This is a genomic window from Curtobacterium pusillum, assembly GCF_007680845.1.
GTDB lineage: Bacteria > Actinomycetota > Actinomycetes > Actinomycetales > Microbacteriaceae > Curtobacterium > Curtobacterium pusillum_B.
In genome coordinates this window covers 58,538-82,988 of sequence record NZ_VEIY01000008.1, presented here as the reverse complement: position 1 = coordinate 82,988, position 24,451 = coordinate 58,538, and the positions used below count along the sequence as shown (strand labels likewise).

General features: G+C 72.6%; 23 protein-coding genes. 8 read left to right on the top strand and 15 right to left on the bottom strand.

The window, feature by feature from the left end:
- Positions 1–615 (bottom strand): TetR/AcrR family transcriptional regulator, encoded by a 615-nt coding sequence (locus FS825_RS15700; RefSeq protein WP_144714859.1) that lies wholly within the window; start codon positions 613–615, stop codon positions 1–3.
- 88 nt (positions 616–703) lie between these two features.
- Here FS825_RS15700 and FS825_RS15695 point away from each other — a divergent pair, with 88 nt between their 5' ends.
- Positions 704–1,756, top strand: a complete 1,053-nt coding sequence (locus FS825_RS15695) for a zinc-binding alcohol dehydrogenase family protein (protein ID WP_144714857.1) — start codon at positions 704–706, stop codon at positions 1,754–1,756.
- Positions 1,757–1,849: 93 nt separating this feature from the next.
- On the opposite strand, the gene sufU is transcribed toward FS825_RS15695, so the two are convergent.
- The 6 genes from sufU to FS825_RS15665 all read right to left on the bottom strand — a co-directional run bounded on the left by sufU (position 1,850) and on the right by FS825_RS15665 (position 8,440).
- Positions 1,850–2,299 (bottom strand): Fe-S cluster assembly sulfur transfer protein SufU, encoded by a 450-nt coding sequence (gene sufU / locus FS825_RS15690; protein ID WP_144714855.1) that lies wholly within the window; start codon positions 2,297–2,299, stop codon positions 1,850–1,852.
- A complete protein-coding gene (locus FS825_RS15685; protein WP_144715077.1) occupies positions 2,296–3,588 on the bottom strand; it encodes an aminotransferase class V-fold PLP-dependent enzyme in 1,293 nt (430 codons plus the stop codon). The genes sufU and FS825_RS15685 overlap by 4 nt, the downstream gene beginning before the upstream one ends.
- A 112-nt stretch (positions 3,589–3,700) precedes the next feature.
- Complete coding sequence (locus FS825_RS15680) at positions 3,701–3,913, bottom strand: Rv0909 family putative TA system antitoxin (protein ID WP_144714853.1); 213 nt, start codon at positions 3,911–3,913, stop codon at positions 3,701–3,703.
- 90 nt (positions 3,914–4,003) lie between these two features.
- Positions 4,004–5,296 carry a chloride channel protein gene (locus FS825_RS15675; protein ID WP_144714851.1) on the bottom strand — a complete coding sequence of 431 codons (1,293 nt, stop codon included), beginning with the start codon at positions 5,294–5,296 and terminating at the stop codon, positions 4,004–4,006.
- A gap of 31 nt (positions 5,297–5,327) precedes the next feature.
- Positions 5,328–7,442 (bottom strand): alpha-galactosidase, encoded by a 2,115-nt coding sequence (locus FS825_RS15670; protein ID WP_144714849.1) that lies wholly within the window; start codon positions 7,440–7,442, stop codon positions 5,328–5,330.
- Positions 7,443–7,456: 14 nt separating this feature from the next.
- Positions 7,457–8,440: a magnesium and cobalt transport protein CorA gene (locus tag FS825_RS15665; protein ID WP_144714846.1), complete on the bottom strand. Its 984-nt coding sequence runs from the start codon at positions 8,438–8,440 to the stop codon at positions 7,457–7,459.
- 167 nt (positions 8,441–8,607) lie between these two features.
- Here FS825_RS15665 and FS825_RS15660 point away from each other — a divergent pair, with 167 nt between their 5' ends.
- On the top strand, positions 8,608–9,432 hold the full coding sequence (locus FS825_RS15660; protein ID WP_144714843.1) for a tryptophan-rich sensory protein: 825 nt from the start codon (positions 8,608–8,610) through the stop codon (positions 9,430–9,432).
- A 145-nt stretch (positions 9,433–9,577) separates the two neighbouring features.
- On the opposite strand, the gene ald is transcribed toward FS825_RS15660, so the two are convergent.
- From ald to FS825_RS15640, 4 genes are all read right to left on the bottom strand, one after another.
- Positions 9,578–10,678 (bottom strand): alanine dehydrogenase, encoded by a 1,101-nt coding sequence (ald, locus tag FS825_RS15655; RefSeq protein ID WP_144714840.1) that lies wholly within the window; start codon positions 10,676–10,678, stop codon positions 9,578–9,580.
- A gap of 124 nt (positions 10,679–10,802) precedes the next feature.
- Complete coding sequence (locus tag FS825_RS15650) at positions 10,803–12,191, bottom strand: FAD-binding oxidoreductase (protein WP_144714837.1); 1,389 nt, start codon at positions 12,189–12,191, stop codon at positions 10,803–10,805.
- 29 nt (positions 12,192–12,220) lie between these two features.
- Positions 12,221–13,186 carry an AraC family transcriptional regulator gene (locus FS825_RS15645; protein ID WP_144714834.1) on the bottom strand — a complete coding sequence of 322 codons (966 nt, stop codon included), beginning with the start codon at positions 13,184–13,186 and terminating at the stop codon, positions 12,221–12,223.
- A gap of 39 nt (positions 13,187–13,225) precedes the next feature.
- Positions 13,226–14,188, bottom strand: a complete 963-nt coding sequence (locus FS825_RS15640) for a sugar-binding transcriptional regulator (RefSeq protein ID WP_260981272.1) — start codon at positions 14,186–14,188, stop codon at positions 13,226–13,228.
- A 195-nt stretch (positions 14,189–14,383) separates the two neighbouring features.
- On the opposite strand from FS825_RS15640, the gene FS825_RS15635 reads away from it, so the two are divergent.
- The gene (locus tag FS825_RS15635) at positions 14,384–16,126 is read left to right on the top strand and encodes a glycerol-3-phosphate dehydrogenase/oxidase (protein WP_144714831.1); all 1,743 of its coding nucleotides are present in this window, start codon (positions 14,384–14,386) and stop codon (positions 16,124–16,126) included.
- Between the two features lie 135 nt (positions 16,127–16,261).
- Here the strand turns inward: FS825_RS15635 and FS825_RS15630 are convergent, their stop codons facing one another.
- Positions 16,262–16,918: a histidine phosphatase family protein gene (locus FS825_RS15630; protein WP_144714828.1), complete on the bottom strand. Its 657-nt coding sequence runs from the start codon at positions 16,916–16,918 to the stop codon at positions 16,262–16,264.
- Positions 16,919–16,960: 42 nt separating this feature from the next.
- Here FS825_RS15630 and FS825_RS15625 point away from each other — a divergent pair, with 42 nt between their 5' ends.
- Positions 16,961–17,485, top strand: coding sequence for a DinB family protein (locus FS825_RS15625; RefSeq protein WP_144714825.1), 525 nt, complete (start codon positions 16,961–16,963; stop codon positions 17,483–17,485).
- Positions 17,486–17,542: 57 nt separating this feature from the next.
- Here the strand turns inward: FS825_RS15625 and FS825_RS15620 are convergent, their stop codons facing one another.
- A complete protein-coding gene (locus tag FS825_RS15620; protein ID WP_144714822.1) occupies positions 17,543–18,505 on the bottom strand; it encodes a sugar-binding transcriptional regulator in 963 nt (320 codons plus the stop codon).
- Positions 18,506–18,596: 91 nt separating this feature from the next.
- Here FS825_RS15620 and FS825_RS15615 point away from each other — a divergent pair, with 91 nt between their 5' ends.
- From FS825_RS15615 to FS825_RS15605, 3 genes are read left to right on the top strand one after another with little or no spacing between them, the layout of a single operon-like run.
- The gene (locus FS825_RS15615; protein ID WP_144714820.1) at positions 18,597–19,670 is read left to right on the top strand and encodes a LolA family protein; all 1,074 of its coding nucleotides are present in this window, start codon (positions 18,597–18,599) and stop codon (positions 19,668–19,670) included.
- Positions 19,667–20,629, top strand: coding sequence for an ABC transporter ATP-binding protein (locus tag FS825_RS15610; protein ID WP_144714817.1), 963 nt, complete (start codon positions 19,667–19,669; stop codon positions 20,627–20,629). Before FS825_RS15615 ends, FS825_RS15610 begins: the two co-directional genes overlap by 4 nt.
- On the top strand, positions 20,616–21,458 hold the full coding sequence (locus FS825_RS15605) for an ABC transporter permease (RefSeq protein WP_144714814.1): 843 nt from the start codon (positions 20,616–20,618) through the stop codon (positions 21,456–21,458). Before FS825_RS15610 ends, FS825_RS15605 begins: the two co-directional genes overlap by 14 nt.
- A gap of 1 nt (position 21,459) precedes the next feature.
- Here FS825_RS15605 and FS825_RS15600 read toward each other — a convergent pair whose 3' ends face one another.
- Together FS825_RS15600 and FS825_RS15595 are read right to left on the bottom strand one after the other, a co-directional pair.
- Complete coding sequence (locus FS825_RS15600) at positions 21,460–22,521, bottom strand: NADP-dependent oxidoreductase (protein ID WP_144714812.1); 1,062 nt, start codon at positions 22,519–22,521, stop codon at positions 21,460–21,462.
- A 172-nt stretch (positions 22,522–22,693) separates the two neighbouring features.
- The gene (locus tag FS825_RS15595) at positions 22,694–23,608 is read right to left on the bottom strand and encodes a metallophosphoesterase (protein ID WP_144714809.1); all 915 of its coding nucleotides are present in this window, start codon (positions 23,606–23,608) and stop codon (positions 22,694–22,696) included.
- Positions 23,609–23,691: 83 nt separating this feature from the next.
- On the opposite strand from FS825_RS15595, the gene FS825_RS15590 reads away from it, so the two are divergent.
- Positions 23,692–24,231, top strand: a complete 540-nt coding sequence (locus FS825_RS15590; RefSeq protein ID WP_144714807.1) for a cysteine hydrolase family protein — start codon at positions 23,692–23,694, stop codon at positions 24,229–24,231.
- The last annotated feature ends 220 nt before the right edge of the window (positions 24,232–24,451 follow it).

Sequence of the window (24,451 nt, the reverse complement as noted above, 5' to 3'; positions counted from 1 at the left end):
CTACGTCGCGTTCCGTCGGCCGTCACGCCGGGTGACGAACCGTGACGAGGCCGGACGCCCATCGAGCACCGCTCGGAGCCGACCGAGCTGCTCGTCGACCACGTCGGCCATCCGCCGGTCGGCGGGTCCGTCCAACCAGGACTCGAGCGCCAGGTGGAAGAGCACCACCGCCGTCTCGGCGACCGCGGCGGCGTCGGACGCGTCCAGTCCACGGTCGACGAACCCCTGCCGGACCGCGTCCGTCAGGTCCGCCCGCTTCCGTGCGTCCCGCTCGCGGAGCGAGGGCTCGGACAGGATGAGCCGCCGGACCGCTCGCACCTGGTCGTGACGGCCCTCGAACCGCTCGTCGGCGACACGGTGCAGTCCGTGGACGACGATGTCGAGCGGGTCGAGGTCGGGCGGCGCGGCGGCGAGCGCGGCCCGGGCGACGTCGGGGATCTCGTCGCCGGCGAAGATCACCTCACGCTTGTCGGCGAAGTGCCGGAAGAAGGTGCGTGTGGTGAGCCCCGCCCGAGCGGTGATCTGCGGGACGGTGGTGGCCTGGTAGCCCTGCTCGGCGAACAGCTCGAAGGCCGCGCGCTCGAGTCGCTCTCGGGCATCCGGGGACCAGCGCATGTCAACACTGTAGTGATGACACGACGTGTCGTGGTTCAATGAGCGATGACACGTCGTGTCATCACCGAACGAGCGGAGGGTCCGGCCCATGGCACCAGCGGAGAACGAAGCACTGTGGACGTCGTCGACCGGACGGTTCACGGTCGGCGCTGCCCCGATGCCCCAGCCCGGACCGGGCGAGCTCGTCGTCCGTGCCGAAGCCGTCGCCGTGAACCCGGTCGACGCCGTGGGCGGCCTGTTCCGCCACGTGGTCTTCCCGAAGCTGCGGTACCCGGCCGTCCTCGGCTCGGACGTCGCCGGCACCGTCGTCGCGATCGGGGCCGGGGCGGACCGGTTCCGTGTCGGCGACCGGGTCCTCGGGCACGCCGCGGGTCAGGAGCAGCACCGCAACACCGCCGCCGAAGGCGCGTTCCGACACCACGTCCTGCTGCTGGAACGGTTGACCACGCCGGTACCGGACGACCTCGCCGTCGAGCAGGCCGCGGTCCTGCCCCTCGCGGTCTCCACCGCCGCCGCGGGGTTGTTCGAGCCCGACCAGCTCGCGCTCCCCCTGCCGTCCGTCGGCACCGCACCACGTGACGGGGTGGTCCTGGTCTGGGGCGCCTCGACGAGCGTCGGGGCGAACGCCGTCCAGCTCGCCCGCGCAGCCGGGTACGCGGTGATCGGGACCGCCTCCGCCAAGAACCACGCGTTCGTGCAGTCGCTCGGCGCCGAGTCCGTGGTCGACTACCGGGACCCCTCCGCCGCTCGCCGCATCCTTGACGCACTCGCAGACCGGCAGCTGGCCGGCACGCTGGCCATCGGTCAGGGCTCGTTGACCCGCACGGTGCCGATCGTCCGCGCCGCGACCGGCAGCGGCCGGCTCGCCTCCGCGTACCCGACGCCGATCACGACGTTCCGTGCGCGGCTCGAGCGTCGGCACGGCGTCACGATCTCGGCGATCTGGGGTGGCCGACCGACCGAGTCCGACATCGGCCCGGCGATCTACCGCGACTTCCTGCCCGAGGCGCTCGGGACCGGCCGGTACCGCGCGACTCCGACAGCATCCGTGGTCGGCCGCGGACTCGACGCGATCCCGGATGCCCTCGCCGAACTCCGTGGTGGCGTCTCCGCCCGGAAGCTCGTGGTCACGCTCCCCTGAGCGGCGGGGGTGCCGAGGCGGTCGACGCGACCGCCGTCGGACTGGAGGCGCGGTGCGGGCCCGCACCGCGCCTCCAGTCCGACGACGCGTGCGTCAGCGAGCCGCGGTCGCCTCGCGCGCGGCGGCTTCGGCCGCGACCCACGCGAGCATGCCGCACTTGACCCGCATGACGAACTTCGAGACACCGTGGAAGGCGACGAGGTCCTCGAGGACCTCCTCGTCGGGCTCGCCGGCACCGCGGGAGCGCATCATGGTGCGGAACTCCTCGGTGAGCGCCAGCAGCTCGGCGACGGTCCGGCCGACCGCCATGTCGGTGAGGACGGACGCGGACGCCATCGAGATCGAGCAGCCGTCGCCCTGCCACCCGAGGGCCGCGATGCGGTCGGTGCCGGGCTCGAGGCGGACGCCGACGGTGATCTCGTCGCCGCAGGTCGGGTTCCGCTCGAAGTGGGAGGCGTCCGCAGCGTCGAGCGGGCCGTCGCCGTGGCGGGCCTTCGCGTGGTCGAGGATGACCTGCTGGTACAGGGAGTCGAGGGCGCTCACGAGGCCGCTCCGAAGTACGCGCGGACCTCGCCGACGGCGGTGAGGAAGCGGTCGACGTCCTGCTCGGTCGTGTAGACGTACGTGCTCGCCCGGCTCGTGGCGACGAGGCCGAGTCGGCGGTGCAGGGGCTGGGCGCAGTGGTGGCCGGAGCGCACCGCGATGCCCTGCGCGTCCAGGTACTGGGAGACGTCGTGCGCGTGCACCCCGTCGACGTCGAACGACACGAGCCCGGACCGCGGCACGCCGATCGGCGGACCCACGACGTGGATGCCGGGGATCTCCGCCAGGCCCTCGAGCATCCGCTGGGCGAGGTGCTCCTCGTGCGCGCGGACCCGGTCCATGCCGATGTGCTGCAGGTACCGGACCGCCTCGGCGAGCGCGACCGCCTGGGACACCGGCTGCGTGCCGGCCTCGAACCGCTCGGGCGCGGGCATGAAGTCGGTGTGCTCCATCGTCACGGTGGTGATCATCGAGCCACCGGTGCGGAACGGGGGCAGCGCGTCGAGGAGCTCCCGGCGACCCCAGAGGACGCCGATGCCGTTCGGGCCGAGCATCTTGTGCCCGGAGAACGCCGCGAAGTCGACGCCGAGCTCCTGCACGTCGACCGGCCGGTGCGGCGCGGACTGGCAGGCGTCGAGCACCACCAGGGCACCCTGGGCGTGGGCGGCCGCGACGACCTCGGACACGGGGGCGATCATCCCGGTGACGTTCGAGACGTGGGCGAACGCGACGACCCTCGTGCGGTCGGAGATCCGCGCGACGGCGTCCTCCGCCGTCCAGGTGCCGTCGTCGGCGACGGGGACCCAGCGGAGCGTCGCCCCGGTCAGGGCGGCGAGCTCCTGCCACGGAACGAGGTTCGCGTGGTGTTCGGCCTCGGTGACCAGGACCTCGTCGCCCGGACCGATGCGGAAGCGGTCGGCCTCGGGGCCACCGCGACCACGGCTGGCGTTCGCGATGCCGTACGCGACGAGGTTGAGCGCGTCGGTGGCGTTCGACGTCCACACCACCTCGGTCGGTGCGGCGGCGCCGATGAAGCCCGCGACCGTGGCCCGGGCGTCCTCGTACGCGTCGGTGCTCAGTGCCGCGAGGGTGTGAGCCCCGCGGTGCACCGCCGCGTTGTCGTGTTCCAGGAACCGGCGTTCGGCGTCGAGCACCTGACGGGGCCGTTCGGCGGTGGCGCCGGAGTCGAGGTAGGCGAGGGGGAGCCCGTTCACCTCCTGCTGGAGGATCGGGAAGTCCCGTCGGATCGCCTCGACCTCGGACTCGGAGAGCGGTTGGTCCAGCGGCACGACAGTCACCAGTCCATCGTGGTCCCTGCGGTGTCGGCCGTCCAGTCGGTCGGTGCCGCTGACGGCGAACGGCCCCGGCCCGCGCGGGCCGGGGCCGATCGGCCGGTGCGGGCTACTGGTTGCCGACGTGCTTGTCGGCGGCTTCGCGGGCGCCGTCGATCTTCTCGTCGAACTTGCCGCCCGTGGCCTTCTTCACGGCGTCGGCGACCCCGTCGAGGATCTTGTCGCTGACCCCTTCGGCCTGCTCGCTCTTCAGGGCGTCCTGGACCTTGCCGTCCTTCAGGAACTCCTGGGCCTTCTTCGTGATGTCGTCGAACCCCGCCATCGCCTGCTCCTCGTTCGGGGCGGGGCCCGGCGCCCCGTCGTGACGCCGATGGTAGCCGCGCGGGCGAGCGGGTGCTCAGCCGCCGGGGGCTCAGACCATCTGCGCGCTGCGCCGTCGGGCGAGGACGTACCCGACCGCCACGGCTCCGGACACCGCCAGGAGCGACGGGATGAGGATGTCCGTGCCCTGCTGGGTGAACTCGACGACGAGCACGAGCGCGGTGAACGGTGCCCGCATCGTCGTCGCGAGGAACGCCGCGGCGCCGATGAACGCGAACGCGGCCAACCCCGGGCCGTCGGCCGGCCAGAGCAGGAGCCAGAGCCCGCCGAGGCCACCCCCGACGGCCGAGCCGATCGCGATGGACGGCGTGAGGGTGCCGCCGACGGCTCCGGCGCCGATCGTCGCCGAGGTCGTGATCGTCCGGATGACCCCGAGGACCAGCAGGAACAGGATCGGCGACAGTCCAGCGACGGAACCGTCGTCGAGCGAGGCGTTCATCGCCACGATGCCGAGCGCCCGGCCGTTGCCGAGGATCTCGGGGAACGGCACCGCGATCAGGCCGATCATCGCGAACACGACGGGGAGCACCACGAGCAGGTGCCAGCCCTTCGGCGCGAGGCCCTGCAGCCGGTTCGTCAGCTTCACGAACCCGACGCCGGCGACGCCGAGCACCGGACCGACGATCACCGCCCAGACGAGGAGCGACGGCGAGAGGTGCATCGCGGGCACGTGGTAGAGCACCTCGTCCGGGATGACGAGTCGCGCGACGACGGCGGCGATCGCACTCGTCGCGAACGCCGGCAGCGCCGTCGCGAACGTGAGCTCGCCGAGCAGCACCTCGACCGCGAAGAGCGCGCCACCGAGCGGGACGTCGTACACGGCGGCGAGGCCGGCGGCGGCCCCGCACGCCACGAGGATCTTCGTCTCGCGACCGGTCAGACCGGCGCGGGCGGTGACGAGCTGGGCCAGCCACGCCCCGACCTCGCGCGGGGCGACCTCCTTGCCGATGGAGGCGCCGAGTCCGACGGCGAGGATCTGCACGCCGGCGTTCGCGAGGGTCGCCAGCGCGGGCATGCGCTTGCCGCCGACCGCAGCCGGGACGGAGACGATCGGTCGCGCCCACCGCCGGATGGCCCACCACGCGACCCCGGTCAGGACACCGGCGGCGAGCAGCGCGAGGAACCGGTTCAGCGCCGACGGGGCGTCGGCCGCCTCGAGGTGTCCGCCGAACGGGTACCCGAACGCGACGAACTGGATGAGCTGCAGGGCGAGCCACACCGCGACGCCGGCGATGCCACCGGCGATCCCCACCAGCCCGGTGACGACGGTGAGCTTGAGGGCCCAGACGGGAGTGGCTCGTGTCGCGGGTCCGGCGTGCGGCATGTCCGGAAGCCTACCGGCCGCCCGGCGGTCCTCAGACGGCCGTCACCCGGAACGGCACCACGGCGTCGGCGGGCAGGAGCGGCGGCTGCAGGCCGACGGTCTCGAGCACGCGTCCGCGGAACACCCGGTCACCCGACCACCACGCCGGGGCCACGACACCGTGACCGTCCCCGATGACGACCGGGTCGACGCGGTAGGACGCCTCCGGATCGAGGTCGCGGAACGTCATGCGGCCGGTGCCGGACACCTCGGAGCGACCGGTGCTGACGAAGAAGAACAGCGCCTGCCGCCGGTCGGGCGCGACCGTGCCGTACACGAGCCGGGTGTCGTCCACCTCGTCGATGCGCACCAGGTCACCGCCGTGCAGCAGGGCGCGCCACTGCCGGTACGACGCGATCCACTCGGCGAGCTCCGACTCCTCCGCCGGGGTGGCCCGTGCGAGGTCCCACTCGACGCCGAGGTGCCCGACGATCGCCGTGCCGGCACGGAAGGCGAGGTCGTGCACGCGCCCGGTGGTGTGGTTCCGTCCACTCGCGACGTGCGACCCGAGGAGCTCTGGCGGCAGCAGCTGCTGGGTCCACCGGTGCATCTGCTGGCGTTCGAGCGGGTCGATGTCGTCCGACACCCAGACCCGGTCGGTGTGCTCGATCACGCCGAGGTCGACCCGTGCGCCGCCGGACGAGCACGACTCGATCTCGAGCGCCGGGAACCGCTCCTTGAGCGTCGCCATCAACCGGTACGCCGCCAGGGTCTGCTCGTGCACGGCGGCCCCGCCGCCCGGGTGGCCGGCCTCGACCAGGTCACGGTTGTGGTCCCACTTGACGTACTCGATGCCGTACTCGCCGATGATCGCCGACATCCGGTCGAGCACGTGCGCGAACGCCTCCGGGATCGCGAGGTTGAGCACCTGCTGGTGGCGCGAGCGGACCGGCAGTCGACCGTCGGCCTGCATGATCCACTCGGGGTGCGCCCGGGCCAGGTCGCTGTCCTCGTTGACCATCTCGGGCTCGAACCACAGCCCGAACTCCATGCCGAGCGCGCGCACGCGGTCGACGATCGGGCCGAGGCCGTCCGGCCAGACGTCCTCGTCGACGTACCAGTCGCCGAGGCCCGCGTGGTCGTCGCGGCGGTGTCGGAACCAGCCGTCGTCGAGGACGTACCGCTCGATCCCGATCCGTGCGGCCCGCTCGGCGAGGTCGGTCAACCGGGCGAGGTCGTGGTCGAAGTACACGGCCTCCCACACGTTGAGCGTCGTCGGGCGCGGGCTGCGCGGGTGCTGCGGACGGCTCCGGAGCCAGCGGTGGAAGCGGCGGGCTTGGTCGTCGAGACCGTCGCCGTACGCGCCGTACACCCACGGCCCCTCGTACGTCTCGCCGGTGCCGAGCCGGACCTCCCCCGGCAGGAGGAGCTCGCCGCCGCCGATCGTCTGCCGGCCCGTGGCGAGCCGCTCCGCCGCGTGCCGGTGGTTGCCGCTCCACGCCGTGTGGACGCCCCAGACCTCACCGCGGGCGAAGCCGAACCCCGGCGTCCCGACGCTGAGCACCGTGGCGGCGTCGGCACCGGTGCGGCCCTTGCGGCCCTCGCGCTCATGGGTGCCGACGACGAGCTCCCGACGCTGCGGTGTGCGTTCCTTGCCCCAGCGTCCGGCGAAGTCGAGGATCTCCCGCGCGCGGCTCGGGATCGGCAGGGCGACGGTGAGGTCGTCGACGACGTAGGTGCCCGGGGCGGTGTTCGTCACCGCGGCCCGGGTGCGGACGAGACCGGAGGTGAGCATCTCGACGGTGAGCCGGACGGCGAGACCCGCTGTCTCGTCGGCGGCACCGGCGACGACCGTTGCCGCCGTGACCTCGAGTTCCGTGACGGTGAACGCCGGCGACCAGTCCCGGCCGTCGCGGTGCCCGGAGAGGCCGGGGCGGCCGGTCCACCCACGGTGGGGTTCCGGGAGGATCGCCAGCCGCACCGGCACGTCCACCTCGTTCGGCGCGACGGGGGCCACGTCACCGTCCGCGATGGCCACGAGCTCGTCGTGGTCGAGTGGCCCGAGCGCCGCGCCCCAGTGCACCACCGCCGGGAGCGCCCGGTCGCGGCAGTCGAGGAGGAGGGAGACGCCCCCAGCGGTCAGGTGGACGACGTCGTTCGCGGGCACGACCCCAGTCTGGCTCAGAACCAGCGTTTCACCTTGAACACCACGTAGAGCACCGCGGCGAACACGACCATCGCCACGATCGCCAGCGGGTACCCCAGCGGCCACTGCAGCTCCGGCATGTGCGTGAAGTTCATGCCGTAGATCGCCGCGACGAGGGTCGGCGCGAACAGGATCGCCGCCCAGCCCGAGATCTTCTTCGTGTCGTCGTTCTGCTTCTGCGCCGCGAGCGTCGAGTCGACCGTCAGGGCGTTCTGCAGCAGCTGCCGGAAGGTGTCGAGGCGCTCGACGGTCCGGATGGCGTGGTCGAGGACGTCGCGGAACCGGCGCTGCATCTCCACGGGGAGGTGGTACTTCTCGGCACCGCGGTGCAGGTTCTCGATCATGTAGACGAGCGGGCGGGCGGCGCGCTGGAAGTCGACGATCTCACCGAACAGCTCGTAGATGCGCCGCGAGACCCCGGTCTCCCCCGCGAAGAGCTGGTCCTCGATCTGGTTGATGTCCTCCTCGAGGCCGTCCATCACCGGCACGTAGCCGTCCACGACCGCGTCCATCAGCGCCCAGAGCTGCGCCTGCGGCCCCACCGTGACCAGGCCCGGCTTCCCGCTCATCCGCTGCAGTGCCCGCGGGACGTTCTGGCTGCCTCGGGGGTCCTCCTTGACCACCGCGAGGAAGAAGTCCTCGCCGACGAACGCGTGCACCTCGCCGAACGCCACTTCCTCCTGCCGGTCGTTGTACAGGGCGGGCTTGAGCACGACGAAGAGGGTCGACCCGTAGCGCTCGAGCTTCGGGCGCTGGTGCCCCTCGGCGGAGTCCTCGACCGCGAGCTCGTGCAGGCCGAGGGCGACCGCGACGTCGCCGAGCTCCTCGGCGTCGGGCTGGTGCAGCACGATGCACGCGCTGGCGCCCTGGTCGCCGATCATCCGGAAGGTGTCGTCGAGCGACGGGCTCGCCACGGGGGCGATCCGGTCGACGTAGACGGTGTTGAGCACGACGGTCACGTGACCACCGTACGCAGACCGCGGGGTGCTGGGACGGGAGGCGCGGGGCGGGCCCGCTCCGCGCCTCCAGACGGTCCGTCCCCCGTCCGGCTGGACGCGCGCTGCGCACCGGGCGCGACCACGCGCCTACCGTGCAGGTCATCAGCATGCTGACGAAAGGGGCTGTCATGAAGAGGATCTGGAAGCGGATCGCGGTCGCGGTGGGAGCCGTCGTCGCGGTGGTCGGTGCGTTCGTCGGCTCGGGCGCGGCGGGCGGCACCCCGATCCAGGACGCGGCGGGCGGAGCACTGTCCGCGTCCGCGACCGCGATCGCTCCCGACGGGCCCGCGTTCTCGATCTGGAGCGTGGTCTACGTCGGACTCATCGCGTACGCGGTCCGGCAGTGCTTCCGCACGGCGGACGACGACCGGCACACGCGACTCGCGGTCCCGGCGGTGCTGTCCCTGCTGCTCAACGCGGCGTGGATCCTGTCCGTGCAGTTCGGGTTCCTGTGGCTCAGCGAACCGATCATCCTCGCCCTGCTGGCGGTGCTGGTGTGGGCGTTCGTGCTGCTGCGGCGCTCCCGGCCGTCCGGCGTCGTCGAGGCGGTGGTCACCGACGGCACGTTCGGCCTCTACCTCGGGTGGGTGTGCGTCGCGACGGCGGCGAACACGGCGGCGGTGCTGACGGCCGCGGGCTTCCGGGGCTTCGGGCTCGGGCAGGACGTGTGGGGCGTGCTCGTCGCGGCGGTCGCCGGGCTCGTCGGGGTCCTGCTCGCGGTGTGGGGCCGGGGGCGCCTCGCGCCGACGACGTCCCTCGCGTGGGGCCTGGCGTGGGTCGCGGTCGCACGGCTCGACGGGCCGCTCGTGTCGACGCCGACCGCCGTCGCGGCGGTGGTGGCCGCGGCTGCCGCGGTCGTCGTGACGCTCGTGGTGCGGGCGCGCGCCGGGTGGCGCGGTGCCGCCGCTGGCGGCGGCGCTGCGCGCCGCGCGGCCGCCGCGCGCCCAGCGTAGCCGCCCGCCGGCCCGCCGGCCGCCGGCCGCCGAAGCGACACTCCTCGCGCCCGCCGCACCGACCACCCCGCGAAAGCGACAGTCTGCCGCGAATGTTCGGCGGCAGACTGTCGCTTTCGCGAAACCGCGCGGAGCGCCGCGCCCGCTACCGCCCCGCGGGCACCAGGCCGTGCGCCGCCGCGACCGCCTCGTTCACGACCTGCCCCGCGTGCACGTTCACCCCGAGCGCCAGGGCCGGGTCCGCCGCCGTCGCCGCCTCCCACCCCTGGTCCGCGATCGCCACGGCGTACGGCAGCGTGGCGTTCGTCAGCGAGATCGTCGAGGTGCGCGGCACGGCCCCGGGCATGTTCGCCACGCAGTAGTACACCGTGTCGTGGACCGCGAACGTCGGGTCGTCGTGCGTGGTCGGGTGCGATCCCTCGAAGCAGCCGCCCTGGTCGATCGCGATGTCGACGAGCACCGACCCGGGCTGCATGTCCGCGACCATGGCGTCGGTCACGAGCTTCGGCGCGGACGCCCCGGGGATGAGCACCGACCCGATCACGAGATCAGCACCCCGCAGCGCCGACGCGATCGCGTGTGACGAGGACCGCAGCGTCGTGACGCGCCCGTCGAACCGGGCGTCGAGCGCCCGCAGCCGCGGCAGGCTGATGTCGAACACGGTGACCTCCGCGCCCATCCCGAGCGCGATGGTCGCGGCGTGCTCCCCGGCGACCCCGCCGCCGATCACGACGACGCGCCCCTTCGGCGTCCCGGGCACGCCACCGAGCAGCAGTCCGCGTCCGCCGTTCGCCCGCATGAGGTGGTGGGCGCCGACCTGCGCCGAGAGCCGTCCGGCGATCTCGGACATCGGCGACAGCAGCGGCAGCGACCGGTCCGGCAGCTGGACGGTCTCGTAGGCGATCGCGGTCGCACCCGAGTCGACGAGCGCATCGGTCAGCGGCCGGTCGGCGGCGAGGTGCAGGTACGTGAACAGCACCTGCCCGGGTCGGATCGACGCGTACTCGGACGCCACCGGCTCCTTCACCTTGAGGACGAGCTCTGCTCGCGACCACACGTCGTCGGCCGACGGCACGATCGTCGCGCCGGCCGCGGCGTACTCGGCGTCCGGGAACGACGACCCGTCCCCGGCGCCGGCCTGCACGAGCACCTCGTTGCCGTGCTGCGTCAGCTCGGCCACGCCGGCGGGCGTGGCGGCGACGCGGAACTCGTTGTTCTTGATCTCAGTGGGGACGCCGATCAGCATCACGGACTCCTTCGTGGGCGGTGCAGGTTCGAGCCCACGATGCGCCCCGTTCGTTTCGAGCAGATCACAGCCGAACATCAGAACGAAGAAGAACCGATCCGTGTCACGAGATTCGGCGCAGGCGTCAGAAGGCCTTGCCCGGGTTGAGGATGCCCGCCGGGTCGAACACCCGACGGATGCCCCGCTGCAGCTCGAGCACGTCGTCACCGAGCTCGTCGCCGATCCACCGCCGCTTGAGCACCCCGACGCCGTGCTCCCCCGTCAGCGTCCCGCCGAGCTCGATCGCAGCGCGGAACATCGCGTCCGCCGCGTCCCACACGTGCTGCGGCACCTCGTCGCCCTCGAACACGAAGTTCGGGTGCAGGTTCCCGTCGCCGGCGTGCGCGACGGTCGGGATCGCGACCCCGTACCGGGCACCGATCTCCTCGACCACCTGGAACATCTCGGCGAGCCGACTCCGCGGCACGGCGACGTCCTCGATGAGCACGCGCCCACGCGCCTCCATCGCCGGGTGGAACGACCGACGGATCGTCAGCAGGCGGTCCCGTTCCGCCGCCGACGCGGCCAGGTGCACGGTGCCGCCGTCGGCCTGGAGGCGCGGCACGGCTCCCAGCGCAGCCTCCGTCGCGCCCGGCCCGTCGTACTCCACGAGGAGGAACACCCCGCCCGCCGACGTGCTCCCCACCGTCTCCGCGATCACCTGCGGTCCGAGGTACGCCGCGATCCCGGCGAGGGCCGCGGCGTCGAGGAGCTCGACCGTCGACGGCCGGTCCGTCCCGGCGACCACGGCGGCGGCGGCCCTGGCCGCGGCCTCGACAGTCGGGTAGACCGCGCCGAGCGTCGCGGGCTCACCGGCCGGGATCGGCACGAGCCGCACGGTCGCGCCGACGATGACCCCGAGGGTGCCCTCGGAGCCGACGAGCAGTGCGGTGATGTCGAGCCCGGTCACGCCCTTCACGGTGCGGTGCCCGGTCGAGACGAGGCGCCCGTCCGCGAGCACGACGTCGAGCCCGAGCACCGCCTCACGCGTGACCCCGTACTTCACGCAGCGCAGGCCACCGGCGTTCGTCGCGATGTTGCCGCCGACGCTGGCGATCGCCGCACTCGCCGGATCAGGTGCGAACCGCAGGCCGTGTCCGGCGACGGCGGCGTTGAGGTCGCCGTTGAGCACGCCCGGTTCGACGACCGCGTACTCGTCGTCCACGGCGATCCGGACGATGCGGTCCATCCGCGCCACGCTCAGGACGACGGACCCCTCGGTGCCGTTCGCACCGCCCGCGAGTCCGGTCCCCGCACCCCGGGGGACGACGGGCACCCCGAGCGCCGTGCACGTGCGGAGCGCTGCCTGCACGTGCGCCACGCTCCGGGCTTCGACGACCGCGACGGGTCCGCCGGGCGCCACCCACCCGGACTTGTCCGTCCGGGCGGCGTCGAGCACGGCCCGCTCGATCCGGACGACCGTGCCGTCCGGGTCGTCGAGGGCTGCGCGGAGGGCGGTGACGACGGTGTCCATCCCGCAACGCTACGGCAGGCGGGGCGGTCTCAGCGCGAGCGGAGCGACTCGCTCGGGAGCTCACCAAAGCGCGTCCGGTAGGTCGCCGAGAACCGGCCGAGGTGCCCGAACCCCCAGGCGCGGGCGATGTCCGCCACGGAGGTCTCGTCGCGGTCACCGCGGAGCAGCTCGGTCCGCGCGCCGTCGAGCCGGACGCCCCGCAGGAGGTCCCCCGGGGTCTGGTCGAGGTGCCGCCGGAGCGACTGCTGCAGCCCGCGGGGGCTCAGTCCGGCGGCCGCCGCGATCTCCGGCGTGCCGATCGCTTCGCGGGCGTGCTCGTGCACGAACTCGAGCGCACGACGGAGCCGCTCGTGCTCCGGTCCGCTGCCGGTCACCGTGGACCGCCAGCGGCTGCGCTCCGGGAACGCCGCGATCGCCGCGGTGGCGAACGCCTCGGCGATGTCGCGCTGTGCCGCGGCCGTCAGTTCGTGGTCGACGTCGAGCCAGGTCGCGGAGTGCGCCTTGACGACGGACTGCCACACCCGGAGCCCGTCGGCGGTGGGCCGGCGCATCGCTTCGAACGCGAAGTCGTCGTCGCCGGCGATCGAGCGCACGAACGCCGCGTCGAGGTGCACGAGGTTCAGCGCGATGTCGTGGTGGTGCAGCTCGTACGCCGCCGCGAACGGCAGGACGACGGGCACCCCGGGCTCGAGGGCGTACTCCTCGCCGTCGAACGTGATCGTGCTCGTGCCGCTGCGCATCCAGGCGATGAGGAACTCGTCGTCGACCTGGCTGGTGCTTCGCAGGTCGACCAGGAAGCGCGACGACCGCAGGGACATCCGCTCGTCGCCGACGCCGGCGAAGTCCCAGTGCGTCTGGGGACGGGTGCGCCGCACGGTGGGCGCGCGGAAGTCGTAGTCGCCGGAGAAGAAGGCGAGCGCTTCGTCGACGTCACTGCCGACGAGCCGCCGGAAGTACCGCGTGTCGGATCGGCTGACCTCGTTGTTGAGCACCATGGCAGAGAACGTACGTCCTCCCACCGACAAACGCCTGGTTCAGGGCTGCAGGATGGCCTGTCCGACGCTCTCGTCGAGGATGAGGTCCGTGATCAGTCCGGCGGCCAGGGCACCCCGCAGCGACGCGGCCTTCGAGCGCCCGGCGACCACGCAGACCCGGCGTGGTGCGCGCTTGATCGTGTCGAGGTCCGGCGCTCCGGCACGGGCGTTGACGCCGATGTCCTTCCACGAGCCGTCGGCGCGGTAGAAGACCGTCGAGACGTCGCCGACCACCTCGGCCCGGTCGAGCTCGTCCCGGTCGGACGGGTCGAGGTAGCCGCCGGAGTACACGTGCGACGGCACCGGCGCCTGCGGTGCGCCGACCCCGAACACGACGAGGTCCATCCGCTCGTGGAGGTCGAGCACGCGGCGGATCGAGCGCTCCCGGAACAGTGCCTCCTTCGTGGCGGGGTCGTCGAAGAACGCCGGCACCGGGAACTGCTGCACGAACGCGCCGTACGCCTCGCCGAACCGACGGAGGATCTCGGACGCGTACACGATGCCGGTCGTCCGGGTGTTCGCGGCGCCGTTGATCTGCACGACGGTCGAGCCGTGCGTGGTCTTCGGCACGAGGTACCGGCTCACGGCGCTGACGGTCGAGCCCCACGAGATGCCGATCACCATGTTCGACTCGACGTACTGGGTGAGGATCCGGGCGGCGGAGAGCGCGACGCGTTCGAGTCGGTCGACGTCGCTGGTGTGGTCCGGCACGGGTACGACGTGCGCGTGCACGCCGAAGCGCGAGCGGATGCTCCGGCTGAGCGCGGCGGCCTGGTCGAGGGGCGACCGGATCTGGATGTCCACGAGACCGGTGTCCCGGGCGTACTTGAGCAGGCGCGAGACCGACGACCGTGAGGTGCCGAGCTCGTCGGCGATCGCGTCCATCGTCAGGTCCTGGAGGTAGTACAGGTGTGCGGCGCGCAGCGCCTGCTGCGTCCGCATCGGCTGGGCGGCGTCGCTCATCGTGCTCCGTTTCCTCGAACGCAACCATGCACGGACGTGCACGGCCTCTGCAACCCCTGTCGCGCCTCCCGGCCTTCGATCGCTCAGTGGGCACACGTGTGCTGCACGTTCGTGCACACGAGTTGCCCGCCCGTTCACACCGGCGCACGATCGGTGTCGAACCACTACGGAACCGAAGAAGGAAGCGACGCAGCAATGTCGAAGAAGACGCAGCCCCGGAACACGGTGAACGCGCTCACGCAGCGCCCGAACGCACAGGTCCTCGTGGTCGGTGGCGGCATCAACGGCATCGCCACCTTCCGCGACCTCGCCCTGCAGGGGGTCGACGTCGCCCTGGTGGAGCGCGGCGACTACGCCTCGGGCGCCTCCGCCGCGTCGAGCCACATGATCCACGGCGGCATCCGGTACCTGGAGAACGGCGAGTTCCGACTCGTGCGCGAGAGCGTCCAGGAGCGCAACGGCCTCATCCGCATCGCCCCGCACTACGTCAAGCCGCTGCAGACGACGATGCCGATCTTCTCGACCTTCTCGGGCATCATGAACGCCCCGCTGCGGATGCTCACGCACAAGCAGCGCTCCACGAAGGAGCGCGGCGCCGCGCTCATCAAGATCGGCATGACGATCTACGACTCCTTCTCGCGCGACGGCGGCTCGGTCCCCAAGCACCGCTTCCTCACGAAGAAGGCCGCGCTCGAGGACATGCCGGCGCTCAACAAGGACCTCAAGTACACGGGCACCTACTACGACGCGTCCGTGCACGAGCCCGAGCGTCTCGCGCTCGACGTCCTCAAGGACGGGCTGGCCGCCGCGAAGGGCTCGGGCTCCGACGCGACCGCCCGCGCGGTCAACTACGTCGAGGCCGCCGGGACCCGCGACGGTGGCGTGCTGCTGCGCGACCGCGAGACCGGTGACGAGTTCGTGTTCACGGCCGACGTCGTCATCAACGCCTCCGGTCCCTGGACGGACCTCACGAACCAGGCGTTCGGTGGCGAGACGAAGTACATGGGCGGCACGAAGGGCTCCCACATCGTCGTCGACAACCCCGAGCTCCTCGAGGCGACGAAGGGCCGCGAGCTGTTCTTCGAGAACAACGACGGCCGCATCGTCCTCATCTACCCGCTCAAGGGCCGGGTGCTCATCGGGACGACCGACATCGACGCCGACCCCTCGAAGCCGGTCACCACGACCGAGGAGGAGATCGACTACTTCTTCGGCCTCGTGAAGCACGTGTTCCCGCAGATCGACCTGACCCGCGACCACATCGTCTACAGCTACTCGGGCATCCGTCCGCTCCCCCGTCACGAGGACACCGCCCCCGGCTTCGTCTCCCGCGACTACCGGATCGTGGACACCCCGATCGCCGGCCTGCCCTCGACCACGGTGCTGTCGCTCGTCGGCGGCAAGTGGACGACGTTCCGTGCCCTCGCCGCGCACCTCTCCACTGACGTCACGACGAAGCTGGGGATCACCCGCACGGTCGACACGACGGGCATGGCGATCGGCGGCGGCAAGGACTTCCCGACCACCGACGCGCAGCGCGCCCTGTGGATCAAGTCGCACCGCGACGGCCTCGACGCCTCGATCGTCGAGGGGCTCCTCGAGCGCTACGGCACCCGTGCCGCCGAGGTCGTGGACGTCCTGGTCGACGGACCGGTCGAGCCGCTCGAGTCCGACCCGGCGCTCACCCGGGCCGAGGTCGCGTACTTCGCCCGCCACGAGCAGGCCGTGCACCTGGTGGACGTGGTGCTGCGTCGCACGAACCTCGCGTTCGTCGGCGGCGTGACGATCGACCTGCTCGACGAGCTGGCCGACGTGCTCGCCGAGACGCTCGACTGGACGCCCGAGGAGCGCGCGGACGAGGTCCAGCGCACGCTCGACGTCCTGCGCGAGGCGCACGGCGTGATCGTCCCGCTGCACACCGCGTCCCAGCCCGCCTAGGTCCGCCGGGCCCACCGGGCCCACCGGGCGTACCCGGTCAGAACGGGCGTACCTGGTCGTTCAATCCGACCAGGTACGCCCGTTTCCTCATTCCACAGCGGGCGAAGCGCCCGGGCCCGCGCGCGCCCGCCCGCGCTAGAAGCGCTCGCCCGTGGGGTCCTGCGCGGTCCGGTCGACGAGCTCCTCGCCGCCGACGGGCTCGCCCTCCCAGTCCACGAGCCGCCAGCCCTCGGCGGACGACCCCTCCAGCTCGACGATCCCGGTGTTCTCCAGGTGCCGCTTCGTCCCGAACTCGTCCGGGGTGTTGTGCGCGGCCGCACTCGCCCACGTCCTGATCGCCGCACCGTGGCTGACGACGGCCGCGACCGCGACACCGGAGGCCTCGACCTGCCGGATCGCGTCGTCGTAGCGCGCGAAGAACTCGTGCCCGCTCTCGGCCCCGGGCATCCGCGTGCTCCGGTCGCCGCCGGACCAGCCGTGCACGGTCGAGATGTACAGCTGCACCGACACCTTGTCGCGCTTGCCCTGGGTGTCGCCGGCCTCGATCTCGCGGAGACCCGGCAGCACCACCGGCTCGAGGCCGAGCGCGGCGGCGAGCGGAGCCGCGGTGATCTGCGTCCGGACCATGGTCGACGTGAAGATGCGCTCGATCCCGCGGTCCGCGAGGGCCGCCGGCAGCGCATCGGCCTGCCGCTGCCCGAGCTCGGTGAGCCCCGGTCCGGGCACGACGGCGTCGAGCACGCCGTCCACGTTCGCAGGGGTCTGGCCGTGGCGGATGAGCAGCAGTCGCATGGTGCCACCCTACGGAGCACCGCCGACCCGTAGCATCCGAGCATGGCGATCGAACCCGAGACGAAGAGCTGGACCTGGGTCATCGAGTCCGCGTGCCCGGAGTGCGGCTACGACGGCAGCACCGTGACGATCCGCGACGTGCCCGGCATCATCGACGCGAACACGTGGGCGTGGCCCGAGGTGCTCGACCGCGACGACCTCCGGCAGCGTCCCGACGACCACACCTGGTCCCCGCTCGAGTACGCCGCGCACGTCCGCGACGTGCACCGGAAGATGGCCGAACGGCTGGCCCTCATGCTCGCCGAGGACGCCCCGACCTTCCCGAACTGGGACCAGGACGCCACCGCGGTGGCCGACCGGTACGACGAGCAGGACCCCGTGGTCGTCCTCCGCGAGCTCGGCGAGGCCGCGCACCGGGCGGCACGCGCGTTCGACGAGGTCCGGGACGACCAGCTCGAGCGGACCGGGCTGCGGTCGGACGGCAGCGCGTTCACCGTCGCGACGCTCGCGACCTACTACGCGCACGACCCGGTGCACCACCTCTGGGACGTGCGGCGCACGCAGTAGACGGGGCTGGCGTCGGACGGGAGGCGCGGGTCGGCGCCGCCCCGCGCCTCCCGTCCGTCAGGCGAGTGCGTCGAGGAGCGCGCGTGCGGTCGCCGCGTCCGTCACCAGCTCGTTGACGAGCCGTGCCCGGACCGCGCCGAGGATGCTCGGCACCTTCGCCGCGCCGACCGCGACACCGACGGCGTGCGGGACGGCCGCGAGGACCTCGCGCGAGGTCCGCACCATCCGGTCGCTCCCGGGGAACTCGATGGCCGAGCCGTCCGCGGCGAAGAAGTTCAGGCAGACGTCGCCGGCCGCCCGGTCGAACGCCTCGTCCTCCACCGGCAGGCCGCGGGCGAGTTCGTGCCGGGTGACGACGGGTGCCCCGATGCCCAGCACCGCACCCTTCGCGCGGTCCCACAGCCCGACGACGTGCTGGAACGCCGGGTCCTCGTCGAGCGAGGTCCGGAGCGTCCGACCGGGCAGCGCCGGCGCGAACAGGAAGGCCGGGATCGCCCCGGACCGCTCGGCGGCCGCCCGGGTGATCTCGTTCGTCTGGAACCACCGGTTCGGGTCCGCCTGGCCGCCCACGGTCGGGACGAGCTGGACGCCCTGCATCGACGGGAGGCCGGTGTGCGCGATGTCGTACACGGTGCTCCCGGAGGACACCAGGACGGCGTCGCCCGGCACGAGCCCCATCGCGCCCACGGCGGCGGCGAGCGGGGCGGCGAGGTCGCTGCCGAGCGTGGCGGCGTGCGTCACCGCGGCGAGGTGCACGGCGTGCAGACCCAGCACCACCTGGAGTCGTTCGGCGAGCGCGACGGTCTCGTCCTGGAACGGGTCGACGACCTCGATGCGGACGAGTCCGGCCTTCCGGGCCTCGGCGACGAGCCGGCTGACGGTCGGCCTCGACACCCCGAGGCGTGCGGCGATCTCGCCCTGCGTGGCGTCCTCGAGGTAGTACATCCGCGCCGCCTGGTACACGGTGTCGAGCGGGAAGCGGGTCCGGGCACCATCGGGCACGCGGATCTCGTCGGACATGGGGCGATCGTAGCGCCGGAACATCCAGGCAGCTGTCGGCGGCCGGACGTACGGTACCCCCGACTCCGAACGCTCCACCGAGGGGAAACCGATGAAGAAGTCCGCCTGGCTGCCAGCCGTCATCGCTCCGGTCGTCGTCGCCGGCGCCGTCGCCGCGCCGATGATCGCGAACGCGTCGAGCGACCCGATCGCGGGCACGCACCCCACCGCCGCGGACGTCATCGCGAGCATCGCGAGCTCCTCGGACGCGAAGTACTCCGGGAAGCTCGTGCAGACCAGTGACCTCGGCCTGCCGGAGCTGCCCACCGGGTCCGGCGGGTCCTCGCTCGAAGGCGACGCCTCGGACGCCCTCGACCTCCTCACCTCGTCGCACACCGCCCGCCTGTACGTCGACGGCGCCGACAAGCAGCGCGTCCAGCTGACGCAGCAGCTCGCCGAACAGGACGTCGTCCGCAACGGCTCCGACGTCTGGACCTGGGACTCGAAGGAGCGGACGGCCACGCACGTCACCCTGCCCGCCGACGCCGGTTCCCGGTACGACGGTACGACCACCCCCGCCCAGGTCGCGGAGCAGGCGGTGCAGTCGATCACCCCGACCACGAAGATCTCGAAGCCGACGAGTGTGCGCGTGGCCGGGCACGACGCCTGGCAGATCACGCTCACGCCGAAGTCGTCGGGCACGCTCGTCGGTTCGGTCCGGCTCGCGGTCGACCAGCAGACCGGTCTGCCGCTCCGTGCCACCGTCACGGCGAAGGGCCACTCCGACCCCGCTGTCCAGGTCGGCTTCACGAACCTGCAGTACGGCGCCACGGCGGCCCGACTCTTCGACTTCACCCCGCCCGCGAACGCGAAGGTCGAGACGAAGGACCTCTCCGACGCGACGTCGCACGCGAAGGGCGACGCTGCCCAGCGCCGAGCCCACGGATCCGCGGACGGCGCGACGTTCACCGGGAAGGGCTGGAGCACCATCGCCGAGCTGCCGAAGGGCTCGGTCGACCGGTCGTCCCTCGGCGAGGACGCGTCCGGGCTGCTCGACCAGCTGACGACCTCCGTCGCCGGCGGCCGCGCGGTGCAGACCACGCTCGTGTCGGTCTACCTGACGGACGACGGGCGGGTGCTCGCGGGCGCCGTGCCCGTGTCCGCGCTGGTCGCCGCCGCGAAGTGAGCACGGCCGCTCCGTCCCCCACCGCCGACCTCGCGATCCGCACGACGGGTCTCGCCAAGGTCTTCCGCAAGCAGCGGGCGGTGGACGGCATCGACCTCGCCGTGCCCCGCGGCGCCGTCTTCGGGTTCCTCGGGCCGAACGGCTCCGGCAAGACGACGACGATCCGGATGCTCCTCGGGCTCTCGAGCGCGACGGGCGGCACGATCGAGCTGCTCGGTCGCCCGATGCCCGCCGCGTTGCACGACGTCCTGCCGCGGGTCGGCGCGCTCGTCGAAGGGCCGGCGTTCTACCCGTACCTGTCCGGGCGCGCGAACCTGTTCCGGTTCGACGCCGCCGACCCCACCTCCGACCCGGCGACCCGGAATGCCCGGGTGGCGAGCGCCCTCGACCGGGTCGGCCTGACCCACGCCGCCGACAAGAAGGCGCACGCGTACTCGCTCGGCATGAAGCAGCGCCTCGGGCTCGCGAACGCCCTGCTCGCCCCGCGAGACCTCCTCGTGCTCGACGAACCGACCAACGGCCTCGACCCGCAGGGCACGCGCGAGGTCCGGAACCTCATCCGCTCGCTCGCCGACGACGGCACGACCGTGTTCGTGTCGAGCCACCTGCTGGCCGAGATCGAGCAGGTCTGCACGCACGCCGCGGTGATGCGCACGGGGAAGCTCGTGGCGCAGGGCACCCTCGACGACCTCCGCTCCGCCGGGGCGCGCACGGTCACGGTCCGCACGCCCGACCTCGGCCAGGCCGGCTCCGTCCTCACCCGGCTCGGGTTGACGCCGCGGCACGACGGCGGCGCCGACACGCTCGTCGCCGACCTCCCGCCCGCGGTGCTGGCGGAGACGATCACCGCCGAGCTCGTCCGCGCGGACGTCCGGGTCCGTGGCCTCACGGTCGGCGGCGGCACCCTCGAGGACCTCTTCGTCGCCCTCACCGGGGAGGGCTTCGATGTCGCAGCCTGAGGCGCTCCCGCGCCGGCAGCGCCCGTTCGCGCTGCTCGGATCCGAACTCGCGCTCGTCTTCCGGCGCCGCCGCACCTGGGCGATGCTCGGGGCGCTCGCCCTCGTCCCGATCCTCATCGCCGTCGCCGTGCGCCTCACCACCGGGGACGACAGCGGCGGCCCGGCGTTCCTCGGCGACATCACCAACAACGGGCTGTTCGTGGCGTTCACCGCGCTGACGGTGTCGATCCCGCTGTTCCTGCCGCTCACGGTCGGGGTGGTCGCCGGGGACACCGTCGCGGGTGAGGCGAGCCACGGCACAATCCGCTACCTGCTCGTCGCGCCGACCGGCCGGCTCCGGTTCATCCTCGTGAAGTTCGCCGGGGCGGTGGCGTTCTGCCTCGCGGCGACACTCCTCATCGTGCTCGTCGGCGCGGCGATCGGGGCCGTGCTGTTCCCGATCGGGCCGGTGACGCTGCTCTCCGGCACGCAGGTCGACGGCTGGTCGTACGCCGGGCGAGCACTGCTCCTCGCCCTGTACGTCACGCTGTCGATGCTCGGGCTGTCCGCCATCGGCCTGTTCGCCTCGACGCTCACGAGCGTGCCGGTCGGGGCCATGGCCGCCACCGTGGTGCTCGCCGGGGCCTCCCAGGTGCTCGACCAACTGCCGCAGCTCGACTGGTTGCACCCGTTCCTGTTCTCGCACCAGTGGCTCGGGTTCGGCGACCTGCTCCGCGACCCGATCGCGTTCGACTCGTTCGGGTCCAACGCCGTGCTGCAGCTCGGCTACGTCGTGGTGTTCGGCGCGCTGGCGTACAGCCGGTTCGCCACGAAGGACGTCCTGAGCTGAGTCAGGGCGCAGGGCTCGCCGTCCCGCCCGCCATCGTCTCGGTGTCGGTCCCCCGCTCCTCGGCGTACCGGTCGCGGAGGTCACGGGCCTTCTCGGACCGGTACCAGTCCAGCCGGGCACCCTTCTCGACGGTCTGCATGCCGATGACGACCTTGCCGCGGGACTTCATCTCGGCGAGGTCCTCGTACGCCTCGACGATGTACTCGAACGGGTAGAAGCCCGAGATGAGCACCTGCACGCGGCGGTCCTGCACGGCCTTCGCGAGGAGCGTCAGGAGCTCGCGGGTCTCCTCGTCCTCCGCCGGAGCACGGAGGAACCGGATCTCGATGTCCCGACGGTCCTCCGACGAGACGAAGCGTCCGGCGGGGACGCCCAGCCGTTCGGCGAGCAGCTCCGCGTTGCTCTCACCGTGGTTGTCGATGAACGCGGTGATCGGTCGGCCGTCCGCGATCGCACGGATGCGGTCCTCCTCGCCGTCGCCGTACGCCACCGGGAGCGTGCCGATCTGGCGGAGGTAGTCGTGGTTCCGGGGGCTCCCGAGCGCGATCACCGTCGCGCCGGCGTCGTGGGCGAGCTGGCACTCGATGTGCCCGACGCCGCCCGCCGCCGCGGTGATCACCACGGTGTCCTCCGGCCCGAGCTTCAGGCCGCGGACGACCGACACGGCCGTGCAGCCCGCGAGGTAGAGCCCGCCGGCGACCTCCCACCCGACGTGCTCGGGCTTCTTGATGACGGCGCCGCGCGGGACCACCAGCCAGGTCGCGTGCGATCCGCCGGTCGGGGCGTGGCCCATCACCTCGTCGCCGATGCGGAGGTCCTTCACACCGTCGCCCCGTGCCCGGACGATCCCGGCGAAGTCGACGCCCTGACGTGCCGGGAACTCGAGCTCGATGTGGTCGCGGAGCTTCCCCTCGCGGAGGAAGCGCTCGATGTGGTTGAGCCCCGCGGCGACGATCTCGACGACGATCTCGCCGGGTCCGGCCTCCGGGCGTTCCTGGGGGACGAGTTCGACGACGTCGAAGTCGCCGTACCGGTCGTACTGGACTGCACTGCCGATCCGCATGGGGGGCTCCTTCGCTCCGGTGTGGCACCCGGCCTACTCGGAGTTCCCGACTGCAACCCGAGCGTGCGGGGTACTGGCGGGTGGAGCGGCGGACGGGAGGCGCGGAGGTCCAGCCCCGCCACCTGCGGACGGGAGGCGCGGCACCGCGCCTCCCGTCCGCCTGGTGGGTGCGTCAGGAGCCGGTGGACGCCTCGATGATCCGGCCGACGGTCGCGGCGTCGAACACGAACGCGAGCGGGTCCGCGTCCGGACGCGGGACGCGGACCGGCGTCGACCAGACCGAGCCGTCCTCGGCGAGGTCGACGACGAGCGCGCCGGAGTCGACGTACGCCGCTTCCTCGTCGTACGGGCCGGCCACGTCGGTGTCGTTCGCGACGCCCGGTGCGACGAGCACCGCCACGCCTGCGAGCGATCCGGCGAAGTAGTGGTGGTAGTGCCCGGCGAGCACGACCCGCACGTCCGACCCGCGGATCACGTCGGCGAGGTCGCCCGGGTTCCGCAGCTTGAGCGCGTCGTGCAGTGCGGTCGGCGCCGGCAGCGGCGGGTGGTGCAGGACCAGCACGGTGCCGTGCGGGGCGTGGTCCTCGGCGAGCGCGGTGCGGAGGCGCTCGAGCGACGCCTCGGCGATCTCGCCGTACCCGGCTCCGGGGACGCTCGTGTCGATCGTCACGATCCGGCGGCCGGCGACCAGTGACTGGCCCCAGACCGGAACCGTCGGCGGGTGGTACTCCATCGTGTGCGCCAGCGGGCGACCGCCCTCGCCGAGGACGTGGCCGTTGGCGAGGACCTGGCGGAAGCCCTCGCGGAGGTCGTGGTTTCCGGGGACCGCGACGAGCGCCGCCCCGTGCCGTCCCGCCCAGCCGCCGACGCGTTCGAGCACCGCGGCGTAGGACTCGCGGGAACCGTCCTCGGAGACGTCGCCGGAGAGCACGACGAGGCCGATGCCGGGGACGCCGTCAAAGCGGTCGAGGACGCTCTCGAGCGCTGCGGTGGTGTCGACGGAACCCTGGTGGAGGGCGCCGTCGCCCGTGAGGTGGGTGTCGGAGAGGTGGAGGACGCGGAGGGTCCCGGCTGCTGGCGGCTGCATGCGGCCACGGTAGCGGCGGGGGTGATCGATGGGCTGAGCGGGGCGTGGGCGTCGGCTGCGTCCGTGCACGGCATACTCGGGACATGACCCGCGCGCTCGTCCTCGTCGACATCCAGCTCGACTACTTCCCCGGTGGAGCGTTCCCGCTCGTCGAACCCGACGCCGCCGCGGTCGCAGCTCGGGCGGTCCTCGATGGGTTCCGAGCGTCCGGCGAGCTCGTCGTGCACGTCTTCCACGTCAGCACGGACCCGGACGCATCGTTCTTCCGGCCCGGGACGCCCGGCCTCGAGTTCCACCCGCTCGTCGCTCCCGTCGCCGGCGAGACCGTGCTCGAGAAGCACCACCCGAACAGCTTCATCGACACCGGGCTGCAGGACGTGCTCGACGATGCCGGGGTCACCGAGCTGGTGATCGTCGGGATGATGAGCAGCATGTGCGTCGACTCGACCACGCGGGCCGCACACGAGCTCGGGTACACGTGCACGGTCGTCGCGGACGCCTGCGCGGCGCCGGACCTGCGGTGGGGCGACACGACCGTTCCGGGTGCGAGTGTGCACGCTGCGTTCATGGCGGCGTTGGACGGGAGCTTCGCGACCGTCACGACCAGCCACTCGTTCGCCTGACCAGGTGGGCGTCTGACTCGATCGTCAGCTGACCGTCGCGAGCCGCTCGGCCTCGGCCAGCACCCGGTCGAGCCGCCGGGACTGGAACACGGACACGACCGTGACGAAGACGATGATCGCGACCATGAACCACACGTAAGCCGCTCCTCACTCGCCGAACGTTCGAGCGGCCGATCCGGCCGTCCCGAGGACGCTGAGACCCATGCCGATCAGGGTCGGG